The following is an 18,330-nucleotide window of genomic DNA, read 5'->3' on the forward strand; positions in this document are numbered from 1 at the left end:
GCAGCCCGACGGCACTGAGAATGGCGACGATGCCGTAGAGGCGCAGCCGTGCATCGGCCGCGTAGCGACGCCGTCGCAGGTCGGCGGCCGTCTGGCTGCGAATCCCCTGCTGGTCGGCCATGGCGACAGCTTCGGTCATCTGGGCCTCACTCGTATTGTTCGCGGTACTTGCGCACGATGGTCAGTGCAATGACGTTCAGCGCCAGCGTCACGAGGAACAGCATCAGTCCGAGTGCGAAGGCGGCGAGAGTCTTGGGGCTGTCGAATTCGGTATCGCCGATCAGCAGGGTGACGATCTGCACCGTTACCGTCGTCACCGAGTCGATGGGATTGATGGTAAGGGTGGCGATGAGCCCGGCGGCCATGACCACGATCATGGTCTCGCCGATGGCGCGGCTGAGCGCGAGCAGGATGCCGCCCATGATGCCCGGCAGCGCGGCGGGAAGCAGCACCTTGAGCATGGTCTCGGCCCGGGTCGCGCCCATGGCCAGCGAGCCATCGCGCATGGACCGCGGAACGGCCCGCAGGGCATCGTCAGCGAGCGACGAGATGAACGGGATGATCATCACCCCCATGACGAGGCCGGCTGCGAGGGCACTGTTGGGGGAGATGGCCAATCCCATCAAACTGCCGGCCTGGCGAATGGCCGGCGCCACGGTCAGCACCGCAAAGAAGCCGTAGACGACGGTCGGAACGCCGGCGAGGATCTCGAGCAGGGGCTTGACGATGTTGCGGACCCGTTCGTCGGCATACTCGACAAGGTAGATCGCCGTGTAGAGCCCGACCGGCACGGCAACCGCCATGGCGATGCAGGAGATCACCAGCGTTCCGACAAAGACCGGGACCGCACCAAAGGCGCCCTGGCCGGCAACCTGGTCAGCGCGAATGGCAATCTGGGGTTCCCAGCGCAGCCCGAACAGGAACTCGTGCAGCGGCACCATGCGGAAGAAGGCAAAGGACTCGGCCAGCAGCGAAACGATGATCCCCAGGGTGGCGAGGATGGCGCTGACGGCGCAGGCGATCATCAGCCATGAGAGAACCCGCTCGACCTCGGTGCGAGCCCGGAAACGCGGAGCAAGCCGCAAGCGGGCCACGAACATCGTGCCGATCAGCATGGCCAGCACGACCACCACCATGGCCCAGCGTGCAATCTCGTCCCAGCGGAGCAAGGCCTGCGATGCTGCGACAATCTCGGGAGTGGGTTCGGAGAAGATGTGCCCCGCCGCAACGTTCTTGATCTCGGAGAGCAGCAGGTTGATCTCAGACGGGGTCTTGCCGGCGACCAAGTCCGCAGGCAGCCCACCGAGGACCAGCCCGTCGATCACGGAGCCCTGGGCAGACAGCCAGACCAGCACGAGAATGAGGGCCGGGATACCGACCCAGACGGCGACGAAGGCGCCGTGGTAGCCGGGCAAGGAGTGGACCTGGTCCCCGTTGGCGGAGACGAAACGCTCGCCTGCGGCACGGCCCACGAAGTACGCCACGGCCGAGAAGAGGAGGATCGCTGCAACAACGTAGCCGGCCAAGACTGCCTCCGATGGCGGAAGGGAAAGAGAGACGGGCCGGACCTGGGTCCGACCCGCCGGACTTGCGAGCCTTACTTGGCGGGCGCGGCCATCGCGGTGCTGCCGGCGACCGCGGCACGCACCGTCTCGCGCTGCTCGGCCGGAAGCGGGATCAGGCCGCGCTCGGACAGGTAGCCGTCATCGCCGAAAGCCGCCTCGGACACATACTCGTCCACAAACTCGGTGAGGCCGGGGATGACGCCCTTGTGGGCGTTCTTGACGTAGATGTAGAGCGGGCGCGACACCGGGTACTCACCCGAGGCGATGGTCTCGAAGTTGGCCTCAACGCCGTTGATGGCCACGTCCTTGAGCTTGTCCGAGTTCTCATAGAGGAACGAGTACCCGAAGATGCCGAGGGCGTTGGCATCGGCGGAAAGACGCTGCACGATCAGGTTGTCGTTCTCGCCGGCCTCGATGAACGGACCATCCTGACGCATGCGCTCGCAGACTTCCTTCTTCTTGTCGGCCTCGAGCGCCTTGATGGCCTCGAAAGCGTCGCAGCCCGGCAGCATGACGAGTTCGACGAAGGCGTCTCGGGTGCCGGACGTCGGCGGGGGACCGAAGACCGTGATCGGGGCAGCCGGCAGGGCCGCGTCGATCTCGTTCCAGTTCTTGTAGGGATTGGCGACGATCTGGCCACCAACCTCGACTTCGGCGGCGAGCGCCTGGAAAATCTGCGCCTTGGTCAGGCTGAGGTCCGGACCGGCACTGGAGTGAGCAATCGACAGACCGTCATAGCCGATGAGAACTTCGGTGATCGACTCGACGCCGTTCTGGGCGCACAGCTCGAACTCCGACTTCTTCATGGCGCGCGAGGCACCGGTGATATCGGCAAAGTCGGGACCGACGCCCTCGCAGAACACCTTCATGCCACCGCCGGTGCCGGTCGACTCGACGACCGGAGCGGCGCCCCCCGTCGCTGCGGCGAACTGCTCGGCGACGGCCTGGGTGTAGGGGAACACGGTGGACGAGCCGACGATGCGGATCTGGTCACGGGTCTGCGCCTGAGCGCCGGCGACTCCGGCAAACAGGGCGAGCGCGGCAACGCCTGCATAAAGTGCGATCTTCATGGGATTTCCCTTTCGGAAGAATTCGGAACATGCGGGCCAGCGGCCCATCGGCAACCGGGTCTGCTGCCCGCCGCCATCTGACGGCCGCAACCTATGTGTCGTGTGCTGATGCTTTTATGACGATCCGATTGCGCTTTTGTGACAGGTTAACGCGCTGATCCTGATTGGCTTTTCTGACAACAACCGGTTGCTGTCACGCGATTGCGACAGGCTCTCCGTCGGCCGCGGCCGGCAGGCACCCCCCCTAACGTCGCAACAACACCTCGACACGGGTCCCCTGCCCCGGCTGGCTGCGGATGGTGAGCTGACCCTGGTGGCGGGTGACGATGTGCTTGACGATGGCAAGGCCGAGACCGGTGCCCTTCTTCTTGCGGCTCGATTCCGCATCGACCCGGTAGAAGCGTTCGGTGAGGCGTGGCACGTGCTCGGCGGCGACCCCTGCTCCGTAGTCGGTGACGGTGGCCACGATGTCGAAACCGGGACGATTGGAGGTGGCGACGGCGATGTCGATGGCGCCGCCCTCGGCACCGTACTTGATGGCGTTCTCGACGAGGTTCTCGAAGACCTCATAGAGCTCGTCGCGATCGCCCGCGACGACAACGGGGGCGTCGGGGAGATCGAGGCGGAGCGGCGCGCCGGCGTCGACGGCAAGCTTGCCGAGCGCCTCGGCCACCTCACGCGCCAGCGACACCAGATCGACCGGCGCGGTCGGCCGCACGTGCTGGCGCATCTCGATGCGGCTGAGCGAGAGCAGGTCGTCGATCAGCTTGCTCATGCGACCGGCCTGGGCCTGCATCAGCCCCAGGAAACGCTCCCGGGCCGCCCGATCATTGGCGGCCGGTCCGAGCAGGGTGTCGATGAAGCCGACTAGAGAGGTGAGCGGCGTGCGCAACTCATGGCTGGCATTGGCGATGAAGTCGGTGCGCAGGGACTCGAGCCGCTTGCCCTCGGTGAGGCTCTGCAGGCTGATCACCAGCACGCCGTCATTGGCCGGCTGGCCCGGCCAGAGCGGCGCGACTGTGGCGCGATACCATGTCTCGGTGGGCACCGCCTGGTGCATCTCGATGGTCTGCGATCCCGAACTCCGGGCACGCTCGATGGCCGTCAGCAGCGGCGGAAAGCGCATGGTGAAGGCGATCGGGTTGCCGTCGACCACGGCGGGGAAATGACGCCGCGCCTCCGCGTTGAGGTGCACGATGACGCTGCGACGGTCGACGATGATGGTCGGATCGGGCAACGCGTCGGCGAACAGCCGAATGGCCTCGGCGAAGGCGGGCGAGGCATCGGCGGTCCCCTCGCCCGCGTCGGTGGCGGACTCCGCGGTGTCAGGGACGATGGCGACCAGCAACACCACGGACACGAACGCCAGCACTCCCACCCAGGGAGCCAGAAGCTGGAGGCCGGACAGGGAGAGCAGCATGAGGCCGATGGCGAGCAGCAGCAGGGTGCGCCCGAGCAGCCGTCCGCGAACCCGGCCGATCCAGGTCCGCGCCGCAACCGCACTCTGCTGCACGTCGTCGGCCATGCGGCGCATTCCCGTCGCGGAGCCGACCGATTCGGCCCCGCCTTGCCAGCCGGCGGTGTTCATAGCACGCTTGTGACGCCGTTATGACAGTTCCGGGAGTGCCTCCATGTCCGATGCCGCCGACGCCTTCAATCTCGACGACCCGGTACTGCCGCGCGCGATCCGCAAGCGGGCCCTCGGGTCGGGCGAGTTCCCCTATGACGAGAAGATGGACCGGGAGGCCTATGAGGGGGAGATGCTTGCGGTGCAGCGGCAACTGGCACTGCTGCAGCACGACCAGGCCAAGACCGGCAAGCGCATCGTCATCGTTTTCGAGGGGCGCGACGCCGCCGGCAAGGGCGGGGCGATCCACTCCTATCTGGAACACCTCAACCCGCGCTTCAACCTGTGGGTAGCGCTGACCAAGCCGTCCGACCGCGAGCGATCGCAATGGTACTTCCAGCGCTATGTCGACTGGATGCCAGCGGCCGGCGAGCAGGCCCTGTTCGACCGCAGCTGGTACAACCGGGCGGGAGTGGAGCCAGTCATGGGCTTCTGCACCCCGGAGCAGTCCAGCCACTTTCTCAAGGTGGTGCCGGACTTCGAACGGGCGCTGATCGACGATGGCATCCACCTGTTCAAGTTCTGGCTCGCCATCGGACGCGAAATGCAGCTCAAGCGCTTCCACGACCGCCGGCACGACCCGCTCAAGGTGTGGAAGCTGTCGCCCGTCGATCTCGAGGCCCTCAAGCGCTACGAGGACTATTCGAAAGCACGCGACCGCATGCTGGAGGCCACGCACAGCGCCCATGCCCCCTGGTGGGTGGTGCTCAACAACGACAAGAAGCGCGGCAAGCTCGGGCTGATCCGCACGGTGCTGCACGGGCTCGACTACAAGGGCAAGGATACCGACGCGATCGGCGGAATCGATCGTCGGATCGTGCTCACGCCGGAGCAGTTTGCCCGGGCGCACCGGACATTGTGAGCCGTATTGACCGGACGGTCAAAAAACCCTCAACTGTCCGTGAACGGACGGGGCGCGCGAGAAGTGGCGCCCCGAGCGGGGCGGGCAGCCCGCACGACCGAGGGGACTGAATGGGTTACCAGACTGCGTCGGGGCTCGAGGCAAGCGTCATGTCGCCCGTGCTGACGGTCAATCCGGGCGGCAGAGGTCGCTTCGTGCTGGCCTGCGACCACGCTTCCAATCGCATCCCGGCGCCCTATGGCGACCTGGGGCTCACCCCGCACCAGCGCCTGATGCACATCGCCTGGGACCCGGGCGCGATGGCCGTGGCGACGCAGCTTTCACAGATGCTGGATGCACCGCTGATCGCCTCGACGGTCAGCCGGCTGGTGATCGACTGCAATCGGCGACACGATGCCGCAGACCTGATCCCGACGATCAGCGAGCGCACCGAGATCCCCGGCAACCTGCATGTCGGCGATACCGAGCGGCAGCGGCGACTGATCGATTTCCACGCCCCTTTCCACGCGGCGCTCGAGAGTGTCCTGGATTGCCGCGCCGCCGGCAGGGAGGAGACGATCCTCGTGACGGTGCATTCGTTCACCCCAGTCTACAAGGATGTGGCGCGGCCGTGGCCGATCGGCCTGATCCACGGCCAGGACACACACTTCACCGCGGCCCTGCGCGACGCGCTGGTGAGCGACACGCCGGACCTCAACGTCGGCTGGAACGAGCCGTATTCGGCAATGAACGGGGTCACCTACACGCTCGAGCATCATGGCGATGGTCGCGGCCTTGCCGCATCGATGATCGAAATCCGGCACGACGAGATCCTCGAGGCGGACGGCGTGGCGCGCTGGTCGCTGCGGCTGGCCGGCGCCCTCGAAGCGGCGCGCCTGGCCCTGCCCGCCGGCGGGCGTGCATCCCCTGCGGCGGAGGTTCTCCAGCGTGCCTAAACCCATCCGACTGTTCGTGCATGCGGTAGACCGGCTGAACCTGTGGGTCGGCCGCTTTGCCATGGCATTGTTCTTCGTCCTCGCCGGGGTGCTGCTGACCTCGACGCTGTCGCGGCTGTTCTTCGGCGCGCCGGTGAACTGGGCGCTGGAGATGAGCCAGTTCATCCTGTCGGCCTACTACCTGCTGGGTGGCGCCTACACGCTGCAGCGCGACGGCCATGTGCGAATGGACCTGTTCTGGTCGCGGATGACGCCGCAGCGCAGAGCCGGCATCGACGCGTTCACCGCCCTGTTCGTGGTCTTCTACCTTGTGGTGATGCTGTGGGGAGGGGTGTCGAGCACCAGCTACGCCATCACCTACGGGCAGAAGAACTACTCCGCCTGGGCACCGCTGTTGTGGCCGGTCAAGACGGTCATGACAATCGGCATCTGCCTGATGCTGCTGCAGTTCATCGCAAACTTCTTCCGCGACATCGCGGCGGCGCGCGGGAAGACCATCTGATGAGTTCGGAACTGATCACCCTGTTCATGTTCGCCACCATGATGGTGCTGCTCTTTACCGGGCAGCGCGTCTTCGGCGTGATCGGATTCGTCGGTTCGGTGGCGGCGCTGTGGCTGTGGGGACAGGGGTCGGTCGAGCTGCCGTTCAACGCCGCCTTCCAGGTACTCAACTGGTACCCGCTGATCACCGTGCCGTTCTTCGTGTTCATGGGCTACATGCTGAGCGAGAGCGGCATCGCGTCCAATCTCTATCGCATGTTCCACGTCTGGTTCGGTCCGGTGCGCGGCGGCCTCGCGATCGGCACGATCGGGCTGATGGTGCTGATCTCGGCGATGAACGGGCTGAGCGTCGCGGGCATGGCGATCGGCGCCACGGTGGCGCTGCCGGAACTGCTCAAGCGCGGCTACGACAAGGTCATGGTCACCGGCGTGATCCAGGGCGGCTCGACGCTGGGCATCCTGATACCGCCGAGCGTCGTGCTGGTGCTCTACGCGATGATCGCGCGGCAGCCGATCCTGCAACTGTGGCTGGCGGGCATCCTGCCTGGCCTGCTGATGGCGGGGCTGTTCATCGCATACATCTACATCCGTGCGCGACTGCAGCCCTCGATCGCGCCGGCCATGCCAAAGGAGGAGCGCGACCAGTTCACGCTGGCGGAAAAGCTCGGCCTGTTGCGGGCCGGGTTCCTGCCCCTGGCGGTGTTCGGCATCATGATGGGGCTGTTCATGTCGGGCGTCACCAGCCTGGTGGAGAGTTCGGTCGTGGGGGCCCTCTTGGCGACCATCGCCGCGGCGCTGTCGCGGCGACTGAGCTGGGCGGTGCTGGAAACCACGACGCGCAGCACGTTGATCATCAGCTCGATGTTCCTGTGGATCATCCTCGGCGCGCTGTGCTTTTCGGCGGTCTATGACGGGCTCGGTGCAGTCAAGGCCATCGAAGCGCTGCTGCTCAACACGTTCGGACTCGAGCCCTGGGGCATCCTGATCCTGATGCTGGTCAGCTTCCTGATCCTTGGCGCCTTCCTCGACGACACGGCCATGCTGGTGATCGTCGCGCCGCTCTACATCCCGCTGGTCAAGGAACTGGATTTCAACCTGATCTGGTTCGGCGTGCTCTACACCATCACCTGCCAGGTTGCGTACATCACGCCCCCCTTCGGCTATAACCTGTTCCTGATGCGCGCCATGGCGCCCAAGGAAATCACCCTCTCCGACATCTACCGCTCCATCGGGCCGTTCGCGGCGCTGATGGTGTTGACGATCATCCTGCTGATGCTGTTCCCGCAGATCGCTTTGTGGCTACCGCAGGCATATACCGGGCGCTGAGCCCCCAAAACGTTGTGGCGACTGGACTTTTTTCAACCGGGAAAGGAAATGACAAATGAGTGAGACCAAACTCAACAAACGCGACTTCCTGAAGAAGGCGGGCCTCGTGACCGCCGGGGCCGTCGGCGCCACGGCGCTGGCCGCCCCGCATGTGCGGGCGCAGTCGCCGATCAAGTGGCGCCTGCAGACCTATGCCGGCCCGGCCCTGTCCGAACACGTGGTCGGCAATGCCATCGAGTGGTTCAACACCGCGGCCAATGGCGAGATGGAGATCGAACTCTACACCGCCGACCAGCTGGTGCCGCACGGCGAACTGTTCCGCGCCGTGCAGACCGGAACGATCGATGCCGCGCAGAGCGACGATGATTCCGCCGCGGCGCCCGTCGACATCAAGGTGTTCGGCGCCTACTTCCCGCTTGCCTCGCGCTACTCGCTCGACGTGCCGGCGCTGTGGCACTGGCGCGGGCTGAAGGAAATCTGGGAAGAGGCCTACGCCGAGATTCCGGACGTGACTTGGCTGTCCACCGGCGCCTGGGATCCGTGCAACTTCGGCACCACCAAGCCGATCCGCAGCCTCGCCGACCTCAACGGCCTGCGCGTCTACACCTTCCCGACCGCCGGCCAGTTCCTTGCCAAGTACGGCGTCGTGCCGGTGACGCTGCCCTACGAAGACGTGGAGCCGGCGCTGCAGACCGGCGAGCTCGACGGCATCTGCTGGAGCGGCACGACGGAACTGCACACCGTGGGCTGGGCCAATGTGCTCAAGTACTACCTGACCAACCCGCTGTCGGGCGCCTGGGCCGGCTCGTACTTCGTCAATACCGCCAAATGGAAGGCGCTGCCGCCGCACCTGCAGCAGCTCTACCGGATGATGATCGACAGCTCGCACTACTACCGCCAGCACTGGTACTGGGCCGGCGAGGCCAATTTCCGCATCAACGGAAAGCTTGAACTCACCACCATTCCGGCCGAGGAATGGAAGACGGTCGAGAACGATGCCAAGGCCTTCTGGGAACAGATCGCCGGGCAGAGCCCGCGCAGCGCCAAGGTCGTCGAGATCATCAAGCAGTACAATGCCGACATGGAAAAGGCCGGCGCACCTTACCGCTACAGCTGATCCACACGCCTCGACCCGGCCGCTTCGGCGGCCGGGTCGCAATGACAAGAACACGCTACCAGGAGCCGACACATGCCAGCCTATTCGCTCGAACAGCTCAAAGCCGACGTCAGGGCCGGCACCATCGATACCGTGCTCGTCGCCTTTCCCGACATGCAGGGGCGGCTGATCGGCAAGCGATTCCGGGCCGAGTTCTTCCTCGAGGGCGCCATCGACGAGACGCATGGCTGCACCTACCTGCTGGCCAACGACATCGACATGGAACCGGTGCCCGGCTACGAGGCGGCAAACTGGGGTAGCGGCTACGGCGACTTCGTGATGAAGCCGGACCTTTCGACGCTGATGAAGGCCGCCTGGCTCGAGGGCACGGCCATCGTGCTGTCCGACCTGGTCGACCATCACCACCATGAGCCGGTGCCGCACAGCCCGCGCGCCATCCTCAAGGCGCAACTGGCCCGGCTCGACAAGATGGGGCTGACCGCCAACTTCGCCTCGGAACTCGAATTTTTCCTGTTCGACGAAGGTTTTCGCTCGGCGTTCGACAAGGGCTACCGCAACCTCGTCACCGCCGGCTACTACATCGAGGACTACCATATCTTCCAGACCACCAAGGAAGAGGGGGTGATGCGCGCGGTGCGCAACCTGCTGCAGGAATCGGGGATTCCGGTCGAGAACTCCAAAGGCGAGTGGGGCCCGGGGCAGGAAGAGATCAACGTGCGCTATGCCGAGGCGCTGACCATGGCCGACCGGCACGTGGTGATGAAGAACGCCATCAAGGAGATTGCCCACGCGCAGGGCAAGGCCGTGACCTTCATGGCCAAGTGGGACTTCGGCCTCGCCGGTTCGTCGAGCCACGTGCACATGAGCCTTGCCGACAAGAGGGGCAACGTCTTCTTTGCCCCCAAGGCCGAGTTCGGGATGAGCGAAACGATGCGCCACTATGTGGCCGGCCTGCTCACCTATGCCTCGGATATCACCTATTTCCTCGCGCCCTACATCAACTCCTACAAGCGCTTCCAGGTCGGCACGTTCGCCCCGACCAAGGCGATCTGGAGCCGTGACAACCGCACCGCCGGCTTCCGGCTGTGCGGGGAAAACACCAAGGGCGTGCGCATCGAGTGCAGAATCGGCGGAGCCGACCTCAACCCCTACCTCGCCTTCGCCGCGATGCTGGCGGCCGGCCTCAAGGGGATCGAGGACAAGCTGGAGCTCGAGGCGGCGTACGCGGGCGACGCCTACCGCGGCAAGAAGCTGCGCGAGATCCCCAAGACCCTGCGGCACGCGCTCGAGGCGCTGCGCAAATCGAGGATGCTGAAGGAGGCGTTCGGCGAGCAGGTGATCGGCCACTACCTGCACACCGGCGAATGGGAACAGTTCGAGTATGACCGGCGGGTCACCGACTGGGAGCTGAAGCGCGGCTTCGAGAGGAGCTAGGACTGTACATTGCCGTTGTACATCGCACCAGACTGTACTAGGTTACAGCAATGAGGGTGCGATGTCGAAGTATGATGGCTTGTTCCGCCACCTGAGCCAAGCCGCGGGTACCGTTGAGATTTCTTTCGACAGTATCGAGGAAATCCTGGGGGCTTCACTGCCGGCTTCGGCGCGTCGCTATCCCGCGTGGTGGAGCAATAGCGGCGGGACACATGTACAGTCCACCGCGTGGATGGCGGCAGGTTACCGCACAGAAGACGTCGATGTCGCAGCGGGCAGAGTTCGTTTCGTTCCGGATGGTGGAGCGGAGGGTTTCGGAGAGACGAAACAGGCGAAGTTCAGGGCGGGGCAGGCGATCAAGTCGGAAGCGGCAACGGTCAAGAAGCCATTTCGTCACCCTGCCTGGGGCGCGCTCAAGGGGATGATCACCATCCTGCCGGGCGTGGACCTTACCGAGCCGGCGTTCGCCGAGTGGAAAGAGCTGTATGGCGAGGACGAGTAGCCTGCTGCTCGACACCTGCGCCGCAATATGGCTGGCGCAGCAGGCGCCGATGGAGCCGGAGGCCGTGGAGGCGATCGACGGGGCGTCTGATGCCGGCGCGATGATCCGGCTGTCACTGATCACGGCCTGGGAACTCGGACTGCTGGCCAAGAGCGGCAGGGCGGCCATGGCGCAGCCTCCAGCGGCCATCTTTCGGGCATTCCTGCAACTGCCGGGGCTTGCACTGGAGGGGCTGACGGCGGAGATCCTGATCGATTCCTCACTCCTGCCCGCACCCATCCATGGCGATCCCGCCGATCGGATCATCATTGCGACGGCGCGGGCACTTGACTTGACCATCGTAACGCGCGACCGGCTGATCCTCGAGTACGCGGCCAGGGGCCACGTCCGCGCACTGGCATGCTGAACAAAGGACTTTTCCCATGACCGACACGGTCAAGATCGTCTCGCCCATCGACGGGCGTGTCTATGCCGAGCGCAGGATCGCGACCGGCGCGGAAATCGAGTCCGCGGTGGCGAGAACCCGCAGGGCCCGCGAGGCGTGGGGCGAGGTGACCGTCAAGGAACGCGCCAAGTTCCTCGAGCACTTCCTCGACGCGCTGCTCGCCATGAACGAGGAGATCGTGCCGGAACTGGCCTGGCAGATGGGCCGGCCGGTGCGCTTCGGCGGCGAAAAACGCGGCGTCGAAGAACGTTCGCGCCACATGATCGCGATCGCCGAGGAAAGCCTCAGGCCCTCGCCGAGGCCGGACAAGCCCGGCTTCACCCGCTGGATCGCGCGCGAGCCGCTCGGCCTGGTGATGGTGATCGCGCCGTGGAACTACCCCTACCTGACCGCGATCAACTCGATCGTGCCGGCGCTGATGGCCGGCAATGCGGTGATCCTCAAGCACGCCAGCCAGACCTTGCTGGTGGGCGAGCGCTTCGCCGAGGCGTTCAAGGCGGCGGGGCTGCCCGACGGGCTGTTCCAGAACCTGGTGCTCAACCACGCCGATACCGAAAGGCTAATCGGGTCGGGCCAGATCGACCACGTCAACTTCACCGGGTCGGTCGAGGGCGGGCGCCGGATCGAGCGTGCCGCCGCGGGCACTTTCGCCTCGCTGGGCCTCGAACTGGGCGGCAAGGACCCGGCCTACGTGCGGGCCGACGCCAAGCTGGACTACGCGGTCGAAAATCTCGTCGACGGCTCGTTCTTCAACTCGGGGCAGAGCTGCTGCGGGGTGGAACGCATCTATGTGCATGCCGATGTCTACGACCGGTTCGTCGCCGGCTTCGTCGAGGTGGCGAAGGGCTGGACGCTCGGCAATCCGCTCGAGGCCGACACGCTGGTCGGGCCGATGGCGACGCCCCGCTTCGCCGACCTGGTGCGCGGGCAGACGCTCGAGGCGCTGCGCAAGGGGGCCAGGGCGCATCTCAACACCAGGCACGACCTCGACGAGGAGGGCTCGCCCTATCTCGCGCCGGAAGTGCTGACCGGCGTCAACCACCAGATGTCGGTGATGCGCGAGGAGAGCTTCGGGCCGGTGGTCGGCATCATGAAGGTTGCCGACGACGCCGAGGCCATCCAACTGATGAACGACAGCCCGTACGGGCTGAGCGCCTCGATCTGGACCGAGGACCTCGATGCCGCGGCACGGATCGGCGCGAAAGTGGAAACCGGAACGGTGTTCGCCAATCGCTGCGACTATCTCGATCCGGCACTGGTCTGGACCGGGGTCAAGGACACCGGCAAGGGTGGCGCGCTGAGCGAGATCGGCTACCAGAACCTGACGCAGCCGAAGAGCTATCATCTGAGAGCGGTGTGAGGCCGGCAGGTTCTCCGTTCGCGTGTGGCGAGGATAATACCCTCGTGCCAGCGCGCGGGGATAGATTTCTGGATTTGTCCCGGCCTGCGCCGGGATGACATCGTGGATGGGGCGCTGACAGCGCCATCGCCCGGCGGGAAACCGGGCATCGGGAGACTGGGAAGATGACGACCAAGGCCAACTGGAACTACCCCACCGCCGTGAAGTTCGGCGCCGGACGGATTAAGGAGCTGCCCGAAGCGCTGAAGGCGGCGGGGATCGTCAGGCCGCTGCTGGTGACGGATGCCGGGCTCGCGCCGCTGCCGGTGACGCAGAACACGCTGGCCCTGCTCAAGGCGGCGGGAATCGAGGCCGGACTCTTCGCCGACGTGAAGCCCAACCCGATTTCGGCCAATGTCGAGGCGGGCATCAAGGTGCTGCGCGCCGGGGGCTATGATGGCGTCATCGCCTTCGGTGGCGGCTCGGGGCTCGATACGGCCAAGGTCATCGCCTTCATGGCCGGCCAGACCCGGCCGATGTGGGATTTCGAGGATATCGGCGACTGGTGGACCCGCGCCGACCCCAAGGGAATCTTCCCCATCGTCGCCGTTCCGACCACGGCCGGCACCGGCTCGGAAGTCGGTCGCGCCGGGGTGATCACCGATGAGACCACGCACACCAAGAAGGTGATCTTCCATCCCCTGATGATGCCGAAGGTGGTGATTGCCGACCCCGAGCTGACAGTCGGCATGCCGCGCTTCATCACGGTGGGGACCGGGTTCGACGCGCTGGCGCACTGCCTCGAGGCCTATTGCGCGCCGGGGTACCATCCGCTGGCGGACGGCATTGCGGTCGAAGGCATCCGCCTCGCGCTCGAAAACCTGCCCAAGGTCGCCGCCGAGCCCAACGACATCGCGGCGCGCGGGCACATGATGAGCGCGGCAGCCATGGGGGCGACCGCGTTCCAGAAGGGGCTGGGTGCCATCCACGCGCTGAGCCATCCGGTCGGGGCGCTGTACGACACGCATCACGGCATGACCAATGCGGTGTTCATGCCCTATGTGCTGGTGGTCAACCGCGACGCCATCGAGGCCCGGATCGCGCGGCTTTCGGCCTATTGCGGCCTCGCCCCGAACTTCGACGGGTTCCTGCACGCCATCAATGCGCTGCGCGCCAAGCTCGGGGTGCCCAACACGCTGCGCGAGTTCAAGGTGGACACCGAGAAGCGCGACCTGATCGGCGACATGGCGATCGTCGACCCCACCGCCGGCGGCAACCCGATCGAACTGACCAAGGCACGGGCGCTGGAAATCTTCGACCGGGCCATGGACGGGCGGCTGTAGGCGCCGACGCAGAACACCCCTCATCCGACCTATCGGGCACCTTCTTCGCCTTCAATCGCTCCGCTGGAGCGATTGATCGCTGCGCGACCGGCTCGAAGTCCCGCAAGGGGAGAAGGAGGCGGCCGGGGCGCGGTCCGACCCCGACCTGCCCGCTCCCCTTGAGGGAGAGGGTGGCTGGGCGAAGCCGAGGCGGGTGAGGGGAGGTTCAGGCGACCTGCCCTGTTGTCGCCTTCGCGCCCAGTTCCAGCAGTGATTGCAGGTGCCTGGTGACGGGTTCGACGAACGCCGGGTTCAGCGGGAGGTCTGTGCCGAAGACTTCGGACACGGCCAACAGGCCCTTGGCCAGCCTCGCGGCGTCATGTCCTGCCGCGTCGGCGATCTGGCGCAAGCGGGCGGCGTGAGGGTCCTTGACCTCGATGGGGTTGCCAGCCTCGTCGATGCCCGTGACATAGCGCATCCAGGCCGCGACGCCGAGCGCCAGGCGCTCGATCCCCTGCCCTGCTGCCAGCCGGTCGCGGATGGTGCCGAGCAGGCGCTGCGGCAGTTTCTGCGTGCCGTCCATGGCGATCTGCCAGGTGCGATGCTTCAGGGCGGGATTGGCGAAGCGGGCGAGGAGCTGATCGCGATAGGCCTCGAGCACCGGGCGCGCCATGGGCAGCGTCGGCATCGCTTCCTCGGTCATGAGCCCATGGACGAGCCGGCGGATCGCCGGATCGGCGATGGCTTCGCTGACATGCTGGTAGCCCGAGAGGTAGCCCAGGTAGGCCATGGTCGAATGGCTGCCGTTGAGCATCCTGAGCTTCATCAGTTCGAAGGGCTCGACATCGTCGACCAGTTGGGCACCGACGCTCTCGAATGGCGGGCGGCCGGCGGGGAAATCGTCCTCGATCACCCACTGCGTGAAGGGCTCGGTCATGATCGGCCAGGCATCGTCCAAGCCGATGATCTGCCTGATGATCTCTCGATCGGCATCGGTCGTGGCGGGGACGATCCGGTCGATCATCGTCGACGGGAAACTCACGGTTCGAACATATGTCGCCAGTTCCGGACTCCGCAGCTCCGCGAAACGGGTGACGATGCGACGCGCCGTCTTGCCGTTCGAGGGGAGATTGTCGCAGCTCATGACGGTGAAGGGGATAAGTCCGCGCCGGCGGCGCAGCTCGAGGGCGGCGGCGATCAGGCCGGGGGCGCTGACCGGGCTGTCAGGGTGGGCCAGATCGTGGACGATATCTGGATGCTGCTCGTCGAGCGCACCGGTCGCCGGATCGTGGCAATAGCCCTTCTCGGTGACGGTGAGCGAGACGATGCGGATCCTGGGATCCGCCATGGTTTCAATGAGTTGGCCGCGCTGGGTATTGGCATCGAGGACGTCGAGGATAGAGCCGATGACGCGGCAGCGGGTGCCCGAGGCATCGCGGACGGCGAGGGTGTAGAGGAAATCCTGCGGGGCCAGCGCGTCGCGCGTGTCGGGGCGGCGTAGCGAGGCGCCGATGATGCCCCAGCCCGGATTATCGGCAAGCAGATCATCGACATAGGCCGCCATGTGGGCGCGGTGAAAGGCGCCGATGCCGAGGTGGACAATGCCAGGCGTGACACGTTCCCGCCGGTATTTCGGCACCATCAGGTCACCATTCTGAACGGGATCGGCGTGGATAACTCGATTGCTGAGGCGCGGCATCTCTGATCTCCCACAGGGGCAGGCGGCCTCCCCCATGACGGACCCATAGCGGAGTGCCGGCGCGTGTGCCAGTGCGGGCGACGGCGCTCCGGTTGCACCGCGGCGCCAAGCCCGGCATAAGCGAGCGGACTGGGGAGGGAGCGGCATTGAGCAAGCGGTTCGTGAGCGTGGGCGAGGCGATGATCGAAATGAGCGGCGGCGACGAGGGCCTGTATCGGCTCGGCTATGCCGGCGACACGCTCAACACGGCCTGGTACGCGCGGGCGATGCTGCCCGAGGACTGGCAGGTCGACTATGTCACGGCGCTCGGCGACGACATGTACTCGGCCGAGATGCGGGCCTTCATCGGCAAGGCCGGGATCGGCACCGACCGCATCCAGACCATCCCCGGCCGGCGGCCCGGCCTCTACCTGATCCACCAGGCGCATGGCGACCGGCATTTCACCTACTGGCGCGGGCAGAGCGCGGCGAAGCTCTTGGCCGACGACGCCGAGGCACTCGGGGCGGGGCTGGCCGGCGCTGACACGGTGTATTTCTCCGGCATCTCGATGGCGATCCTTTCGCCACGGGCGCGGGGGCGGCTGATGAAGGCCATCGTCGCGGCGCGCGAGGCGGGGGCGCAGGTGGTGTTCGACACCAACCTGAGGCCGGCGCTGTGGACCTCGCCCAAAGTGATGGCCTCGACGCTGACGGCGGCGGCGACCATTGCCGACATCGTGCTGCCCACCCATCCCGACGAGGCGCCGCTGTTCGGCGATGCCTCGCCGGACGCGACGGCGGAGCGCTACCTGGCGATCGGGGCCAGCGAAGTGGTGGTCAAGAACGGGGCGGAGCCGGCACTGGTGGCGACACGGGACGGGTTGCGCGCATATGTGCCGGCGACCAGGGCGGCGAAGGTGGTAGACGCCACCGGGGCCGGCGACTCGTTCAATGGCGGCTATCTCGGCGCCCGGGCGCGCGGCGCCGATCCGGTGGAAGCGGCGCGCGACGCGCATCGCGTCGCCGGGGTGGTGATCGGCCACAAGGGGGCGCTGGTCGACATGGCGCTGGTGCGGCGGGGCTAGAACATCCCGGTTCCGGACTCGATGTAGTCGCGCTCCGCGGGGGTGGACGCACGTCCGAGCGCGGAATTGCGGCGCGGGTAGCGGCCGAAGCGGCGCAGCACTTCGACATGGGCCATCTCGTAGGCGAGCAGACCCTCGTCGCCGTGGCGCTCGAAGATCGGGATGGACTCGGCCTCGTGCACGGCCAGCGATTCGGCGTGCATGAACGGCATGTAGACGAACTGGCGGCGACGCGGTTCGAGCCTCAGGTCGTCGCCGGCGGCGATGGCGGCACGGGCGAGCTCGAGCGCCATGGCATCGGAGGCGAAGGCCTCCGCCCGGCCGCGGAACAGCTGGCGCGAGAACTGATCGAGCACGATGATCTCGGCGAGGCGGCCGGAGGGGCTGGCGCGCCAGAAGGCCGCCTCGCCGCCGGCGACGGACCGATGGGTGTGGAGAAAGCGCGCCGCCAGCGCAGCGTCGAACTCCGGCTTGCCGCCGAACCAGTCCTTCTCGCCGTGCTCGACGAACCAGAAGTCGAGGACGTCTTGGGCGGCGTGCATGGGGTGCTCCGTTCTTCGCGTCTCGAGGGCGATTCTGGCGGGATGCTTAACCCGCAGCGGCGATGATGGCCACCGGCCAGAGTACAAACCGGAGAGACCACCATGCGGCTCGTCAAGCTCGATACCCCCGACGGGGTCATCTACATCAATCCCGACCACGTGGTGGCGGTGGTCAAGGGACTGCGCGACACCAAGGTGGACACGGTCTCGGGCGTGCATGTGGTCAAGGACCCGCCGGAGGTGGTGGCGCGACTGCTCGGCTCGGAGGAGATTTCGGTCGACGTGACGCCGCGGGCGGTGGGCTGGGCGAAGACGGAATAGGCGCGGCGAACGAGGCCGCGTGCCGTGGTGCGCAACCTGGCCACACGCTCGATGTCATCCCGGCGGAGGCCGGGACCCAGCGCGTTCCGCACGCTCAGCGGTGGGGCCGCATCTCAGGTTGGGCCCCGGCCTGCGCCGGGGTGACACCGTGGGTGGGAGAGGTACGAGCGCAAACACGAACCCGGTGGGGCCCGGGACTACACCGTGACCACCGCCTTGATCACGCCGGTGCGGTCGTGGGCCCAGACGGGCATGTCTTCGGGAACGCGGTCGAGGCTGGTGGTGTGGGTTGCGAGGCGATCGGTGGGGATGAGGCCCTGGCGGATCGAGGCCATGACGTGCTCGAAATCGGCCTTGATGGCGTTGCGCGAGGCGCGGATGGTGAGTTCGCGCCGGTGCACCTCGCTGTCGGGGAAGACCAGATCGCCCTTGATGACGCCGACCAGGGTATAGCTGGCGCCGTTGCGGGTGTGGAACAGCGAGGCGTTCATGGCGCGGATCGAGCCGGTCGCATCGAATACCGCATCGAAGCCGGTGCCGCGGATGGCGGCGAATGCGCTCCCCTCGGTCTCGGCGACCGAGAAGGTGCGGAAGCCGAGCGCGCGGGTGGCCTCGATCTTGTCCGGCGCCGCATCGACGACCGTCACGTCGGCCCCGGC

General features: G+C 66.3%; 18 protein-coding genes. 12 read left to right on the plus strand and 6 right to left on the minus strand.

Annotated features, from left to right (window positions below; all coding sequences use genetic code 11):
* Positions 1-146: 146 nt before the first annotated feature.
* The 3 genes from pstC to ACE3TU_RS08200 form a co-directional block, all read right to left on the minus strand.
* Positions 147-1,526, minus strand: coding sequence for a phosphate ABC transporter permease subunit PstC (gene pstC, locus ACE3TU_RS08190; RefSeq protein ID WP_374622581.1), 1,380 nt, complete (start codon positions 1,524-1,526; stop codon positions 147-149).
* Positions 1,527-1,597: 71 nt separating this feature from the next.
* Positions 1,598-2,635: a PstS family phosphate ABC transporter substrate-binding protein gene (locus ACE3TU_RS08195; RefSeq protein ID WP_374622584.1), complete on the minus strand. Its 1,038-nt coding sequence runs from the start codon at positions 2,633-2,635 to the stop codon at positions 1,598-1,600.
* A gap of 244 nt (positions 2,636-2,879) precedes the next feature.
* Positions 2,880-4,160, minus strand: a complete 1,281-nt coding sequence (locus tag ACE3TU_RS08200; protein WP_374622586.1) for an ATP-binding protein — start codon at positions 4,158-4,160, stop codon at positions 2,880-2,882.
* Between the two features lie 106 nt (positions 4,161-4,266).
* On the opposite strand from ACE3TU_RS08200, the gene ppk2 reads away from it, so the two are divergent.
* The 10 genes from ppk2 to ACE3TU_RS08250 all read left to right on the plus strand — a co-directional run bounded on the left by ppk2 (position 4,267) and on the right by ACE3TU_RS08250 (position 14,066).
* Positions 4,267-5,124 (plus strand): polyphosphate kinase 2, encoded by an 858-nt coding sequence (ppk2, locus tag ACE3TU_RS08205; protein ID WP_374622589.1) that lies wholly within the window; start codon positions 4,267-4,269, stop codon positions 5,122-5,124.
* Positions 5,125-5,234: 110 nt separating this feature from the next.
* A complete protein-coding gene (locus tag ACE3TU_RS08210) occupies positions 5,235-6,059 on the plus strand; it encodes an N-formylglutamate amidohydrolase (protein ID WP_374622591.1) in 825 nt (274 codons plus the stop codon).
* Positions 6,052-6,561 carry a TRAP transporter small permease subunit gene (locus tag ACE3TU_RS08215; protein WP_374622594.1) on the plus strand — a complete coding sequence of 170 codons (510 nt, stop codon included), beginning with the start codon at positions 6,052-6,054 and terminating at the stop codon, positions 6,559-6,561. The genes ACE3TU_RS08210 and ACE3TU_RS08215 overlap by 8 nt, the downstream gene beginning before the upstream one ends.
* Positions 6,561-7,886, plus strand: coding sequence for a TRAP transporter large permease subunit (locus ACE3TU_RS08220; RefSeq protein ID WP_374622596.1), 1,326 nt, complete (start codon positions 6,561-6,563; stop codon positions 7,884-7,886). The genes ACE3TU_RS08215 and ACE3TU_RS08220 overlap by 1 nt, the downstream gene beginning before the upstream one ends.
* A 55-nt stretch (positions 7,887-7,941) precedes the next feature.
* Positions 7,942-9,003 carry a C4-dicarboxylate ABC transporter gene (locus ACE3TU_RS08225; RefSeq protein ID WP_374622599.1) on the plus strand — a complete coding sequence of 354 codons (1,062 nt, stop codon included), beginning with the start codon at positions 7,942-7,944 and terminating at the stop codon, positions 9,001-9,003.
* A 72-nt stretch (positions 9,004-9,075) separates the two neighbouring features.
* Positions 9,076-10,437 carry a glutamine synthetase family protein gene (locus ACE3TU_RS08230; RefSeq protein ID WP_374622601.1) on the plus strand — a complete coding sequence of 454 codons (1,362 nt, stop codon included), beginning with the start codon at positions 9,076-9,078 and terminating at the stop codon, positions 10,435-10,437.
* Positions 10,438-10,498: 61 nt separating this feature from the next.
* Positions 10,499-10,939, plus strand: a complete 441-nt coding sequence (locus tag ACE3TU_RS08235; protein ID WP_374622603.1) for a hypothetical protein — start codon at positions 10,499-10,501, stop codon at positions 10,937-10,939.
* Positions 10,923-11,345 (plus strand): type II toxin-antitoxin system VapC family toxin, encoded by a 423-nt coding sequence (locus tag ACE3TU_RS08240; RefSeq protein WP_374622605.1) that lies wholly within the window; start codon positions 10,923-10,925, stop codon positions 11,343-11,345. Before ACE3TU_RS08235 ends, ACE3TU_RS08240 begins: the two co-directional genes overlap by 17 nt.
* A gap of 16 nt (positions 11,346-11,361) precedes the next feature.
* Positions 11,362-12,744, plus strand: a complete 1,383-nt coding sequence (locus ACE3TU_RS08245) for an aldehyde dehydrogenase family protein (RefSeq protein ID WP_374622608.1) — start codon at positions 11,362-11,364, stop codon at positions 12,742-12,744.
* Between the two features lie 164 nt (positions 12,745-12,908).
* Positions 12,909-14,066: an iron-containing alcohol dehydrogenase gene (locus ACE3TU_RS08250; RefSeq protein WP_374622611.1), complete on the plus strand. Its 1,158-nt coding sequence runs from the start codon at positions 12,909-12,911 to the stop codon at positions 14,064-14,066.
* Positions 14,067-14,271: 205 nt separating this feature from the next.
* Here ACE3TU_RS08250 and ACE3TU_RS08255 read toward each other — a convergent pair whose 3' ends face one another.
* Positions 14,272-15,744, minus strand: a complete 1,473-nt coding sequence (locus ACE3TU_RS08255) for a mannitol dehydrogenase family protein (protein ID WP_374622613.1) — start codon at positions 15,742-15,744, stop codon at positions 14,272-14,274.
* Between the two features lie 146 nt (positions 15,745-15,890).
* Here ACE3TU_RS08255 and ACE3TU_RS08260 point away from each other — a divergent pair, with 146 nt between their 5' ends.
* Entirely contained in the window at positions 15,891-16,808 is a 918-nt protein-coding gene (locus ACE3TU_RS08260; protein ID WP_374622616.1) for a sugar kinase, read from the plus strand.
* Here the strand turns inward: ACE3TU_RS08260 and ACE3TU_RS08265 are convergent.
* Complete coding sequence (locus ACE3TU_RS08265) at positions 16,805-17,350, minus strand: DUF924 family protein (RefSeq protein WP_374622619.1); 546 nt, start codon at positions 17,348-17,350, stop codon at positions 16,805-16,807. The genes ACE3TU_RS08260 and ACE3TU_RS08265 overlap by 4 nt on opposite strands.
* A gap of 102 nt (positions 17,351-17,452) precedes the next feature.
* Here ACE3TU_RS08265 and ACE3TU_RS08270 point away from each other — a divergent pair, with 102 nt between their 5' ends.
* Positions 17,453-17,671 carry a hypothetical protein gene (locus ACE3TU_RS08270; protein WP_374622622.1) on the plus strand — a complete coding sequence of 73 codons (219 nt, stop codon included), beginning with the start codon at positions 17,453-17,455 and terminating at the stop codon, positions 17,669-17,671.
* A gap of 197 nt (positions 17,672-17,868) precedes the next feature.
* On the opposite strand, the gene ACE3TU_RS08275 is transcribed toward ACE3TU_RS08270, so the two are convergent.
* Positions 17,869-18,330, minus strand: a 462-nt coding sequence (locus ACE3TU_RS08275; RefSeq protein WP_374622624.1) for a zinc-binding dehydrogenase, incomplete at its 5' end; no start/stop codon positions are given.

The organism is Devosia sp. (genome assembly GCF_041917035.1).
Lineage (GTDB): Bacteria > Pseudomonadota > Alphaproteobacteria > Rhizobiales > Devosiaceae > Devosia_A.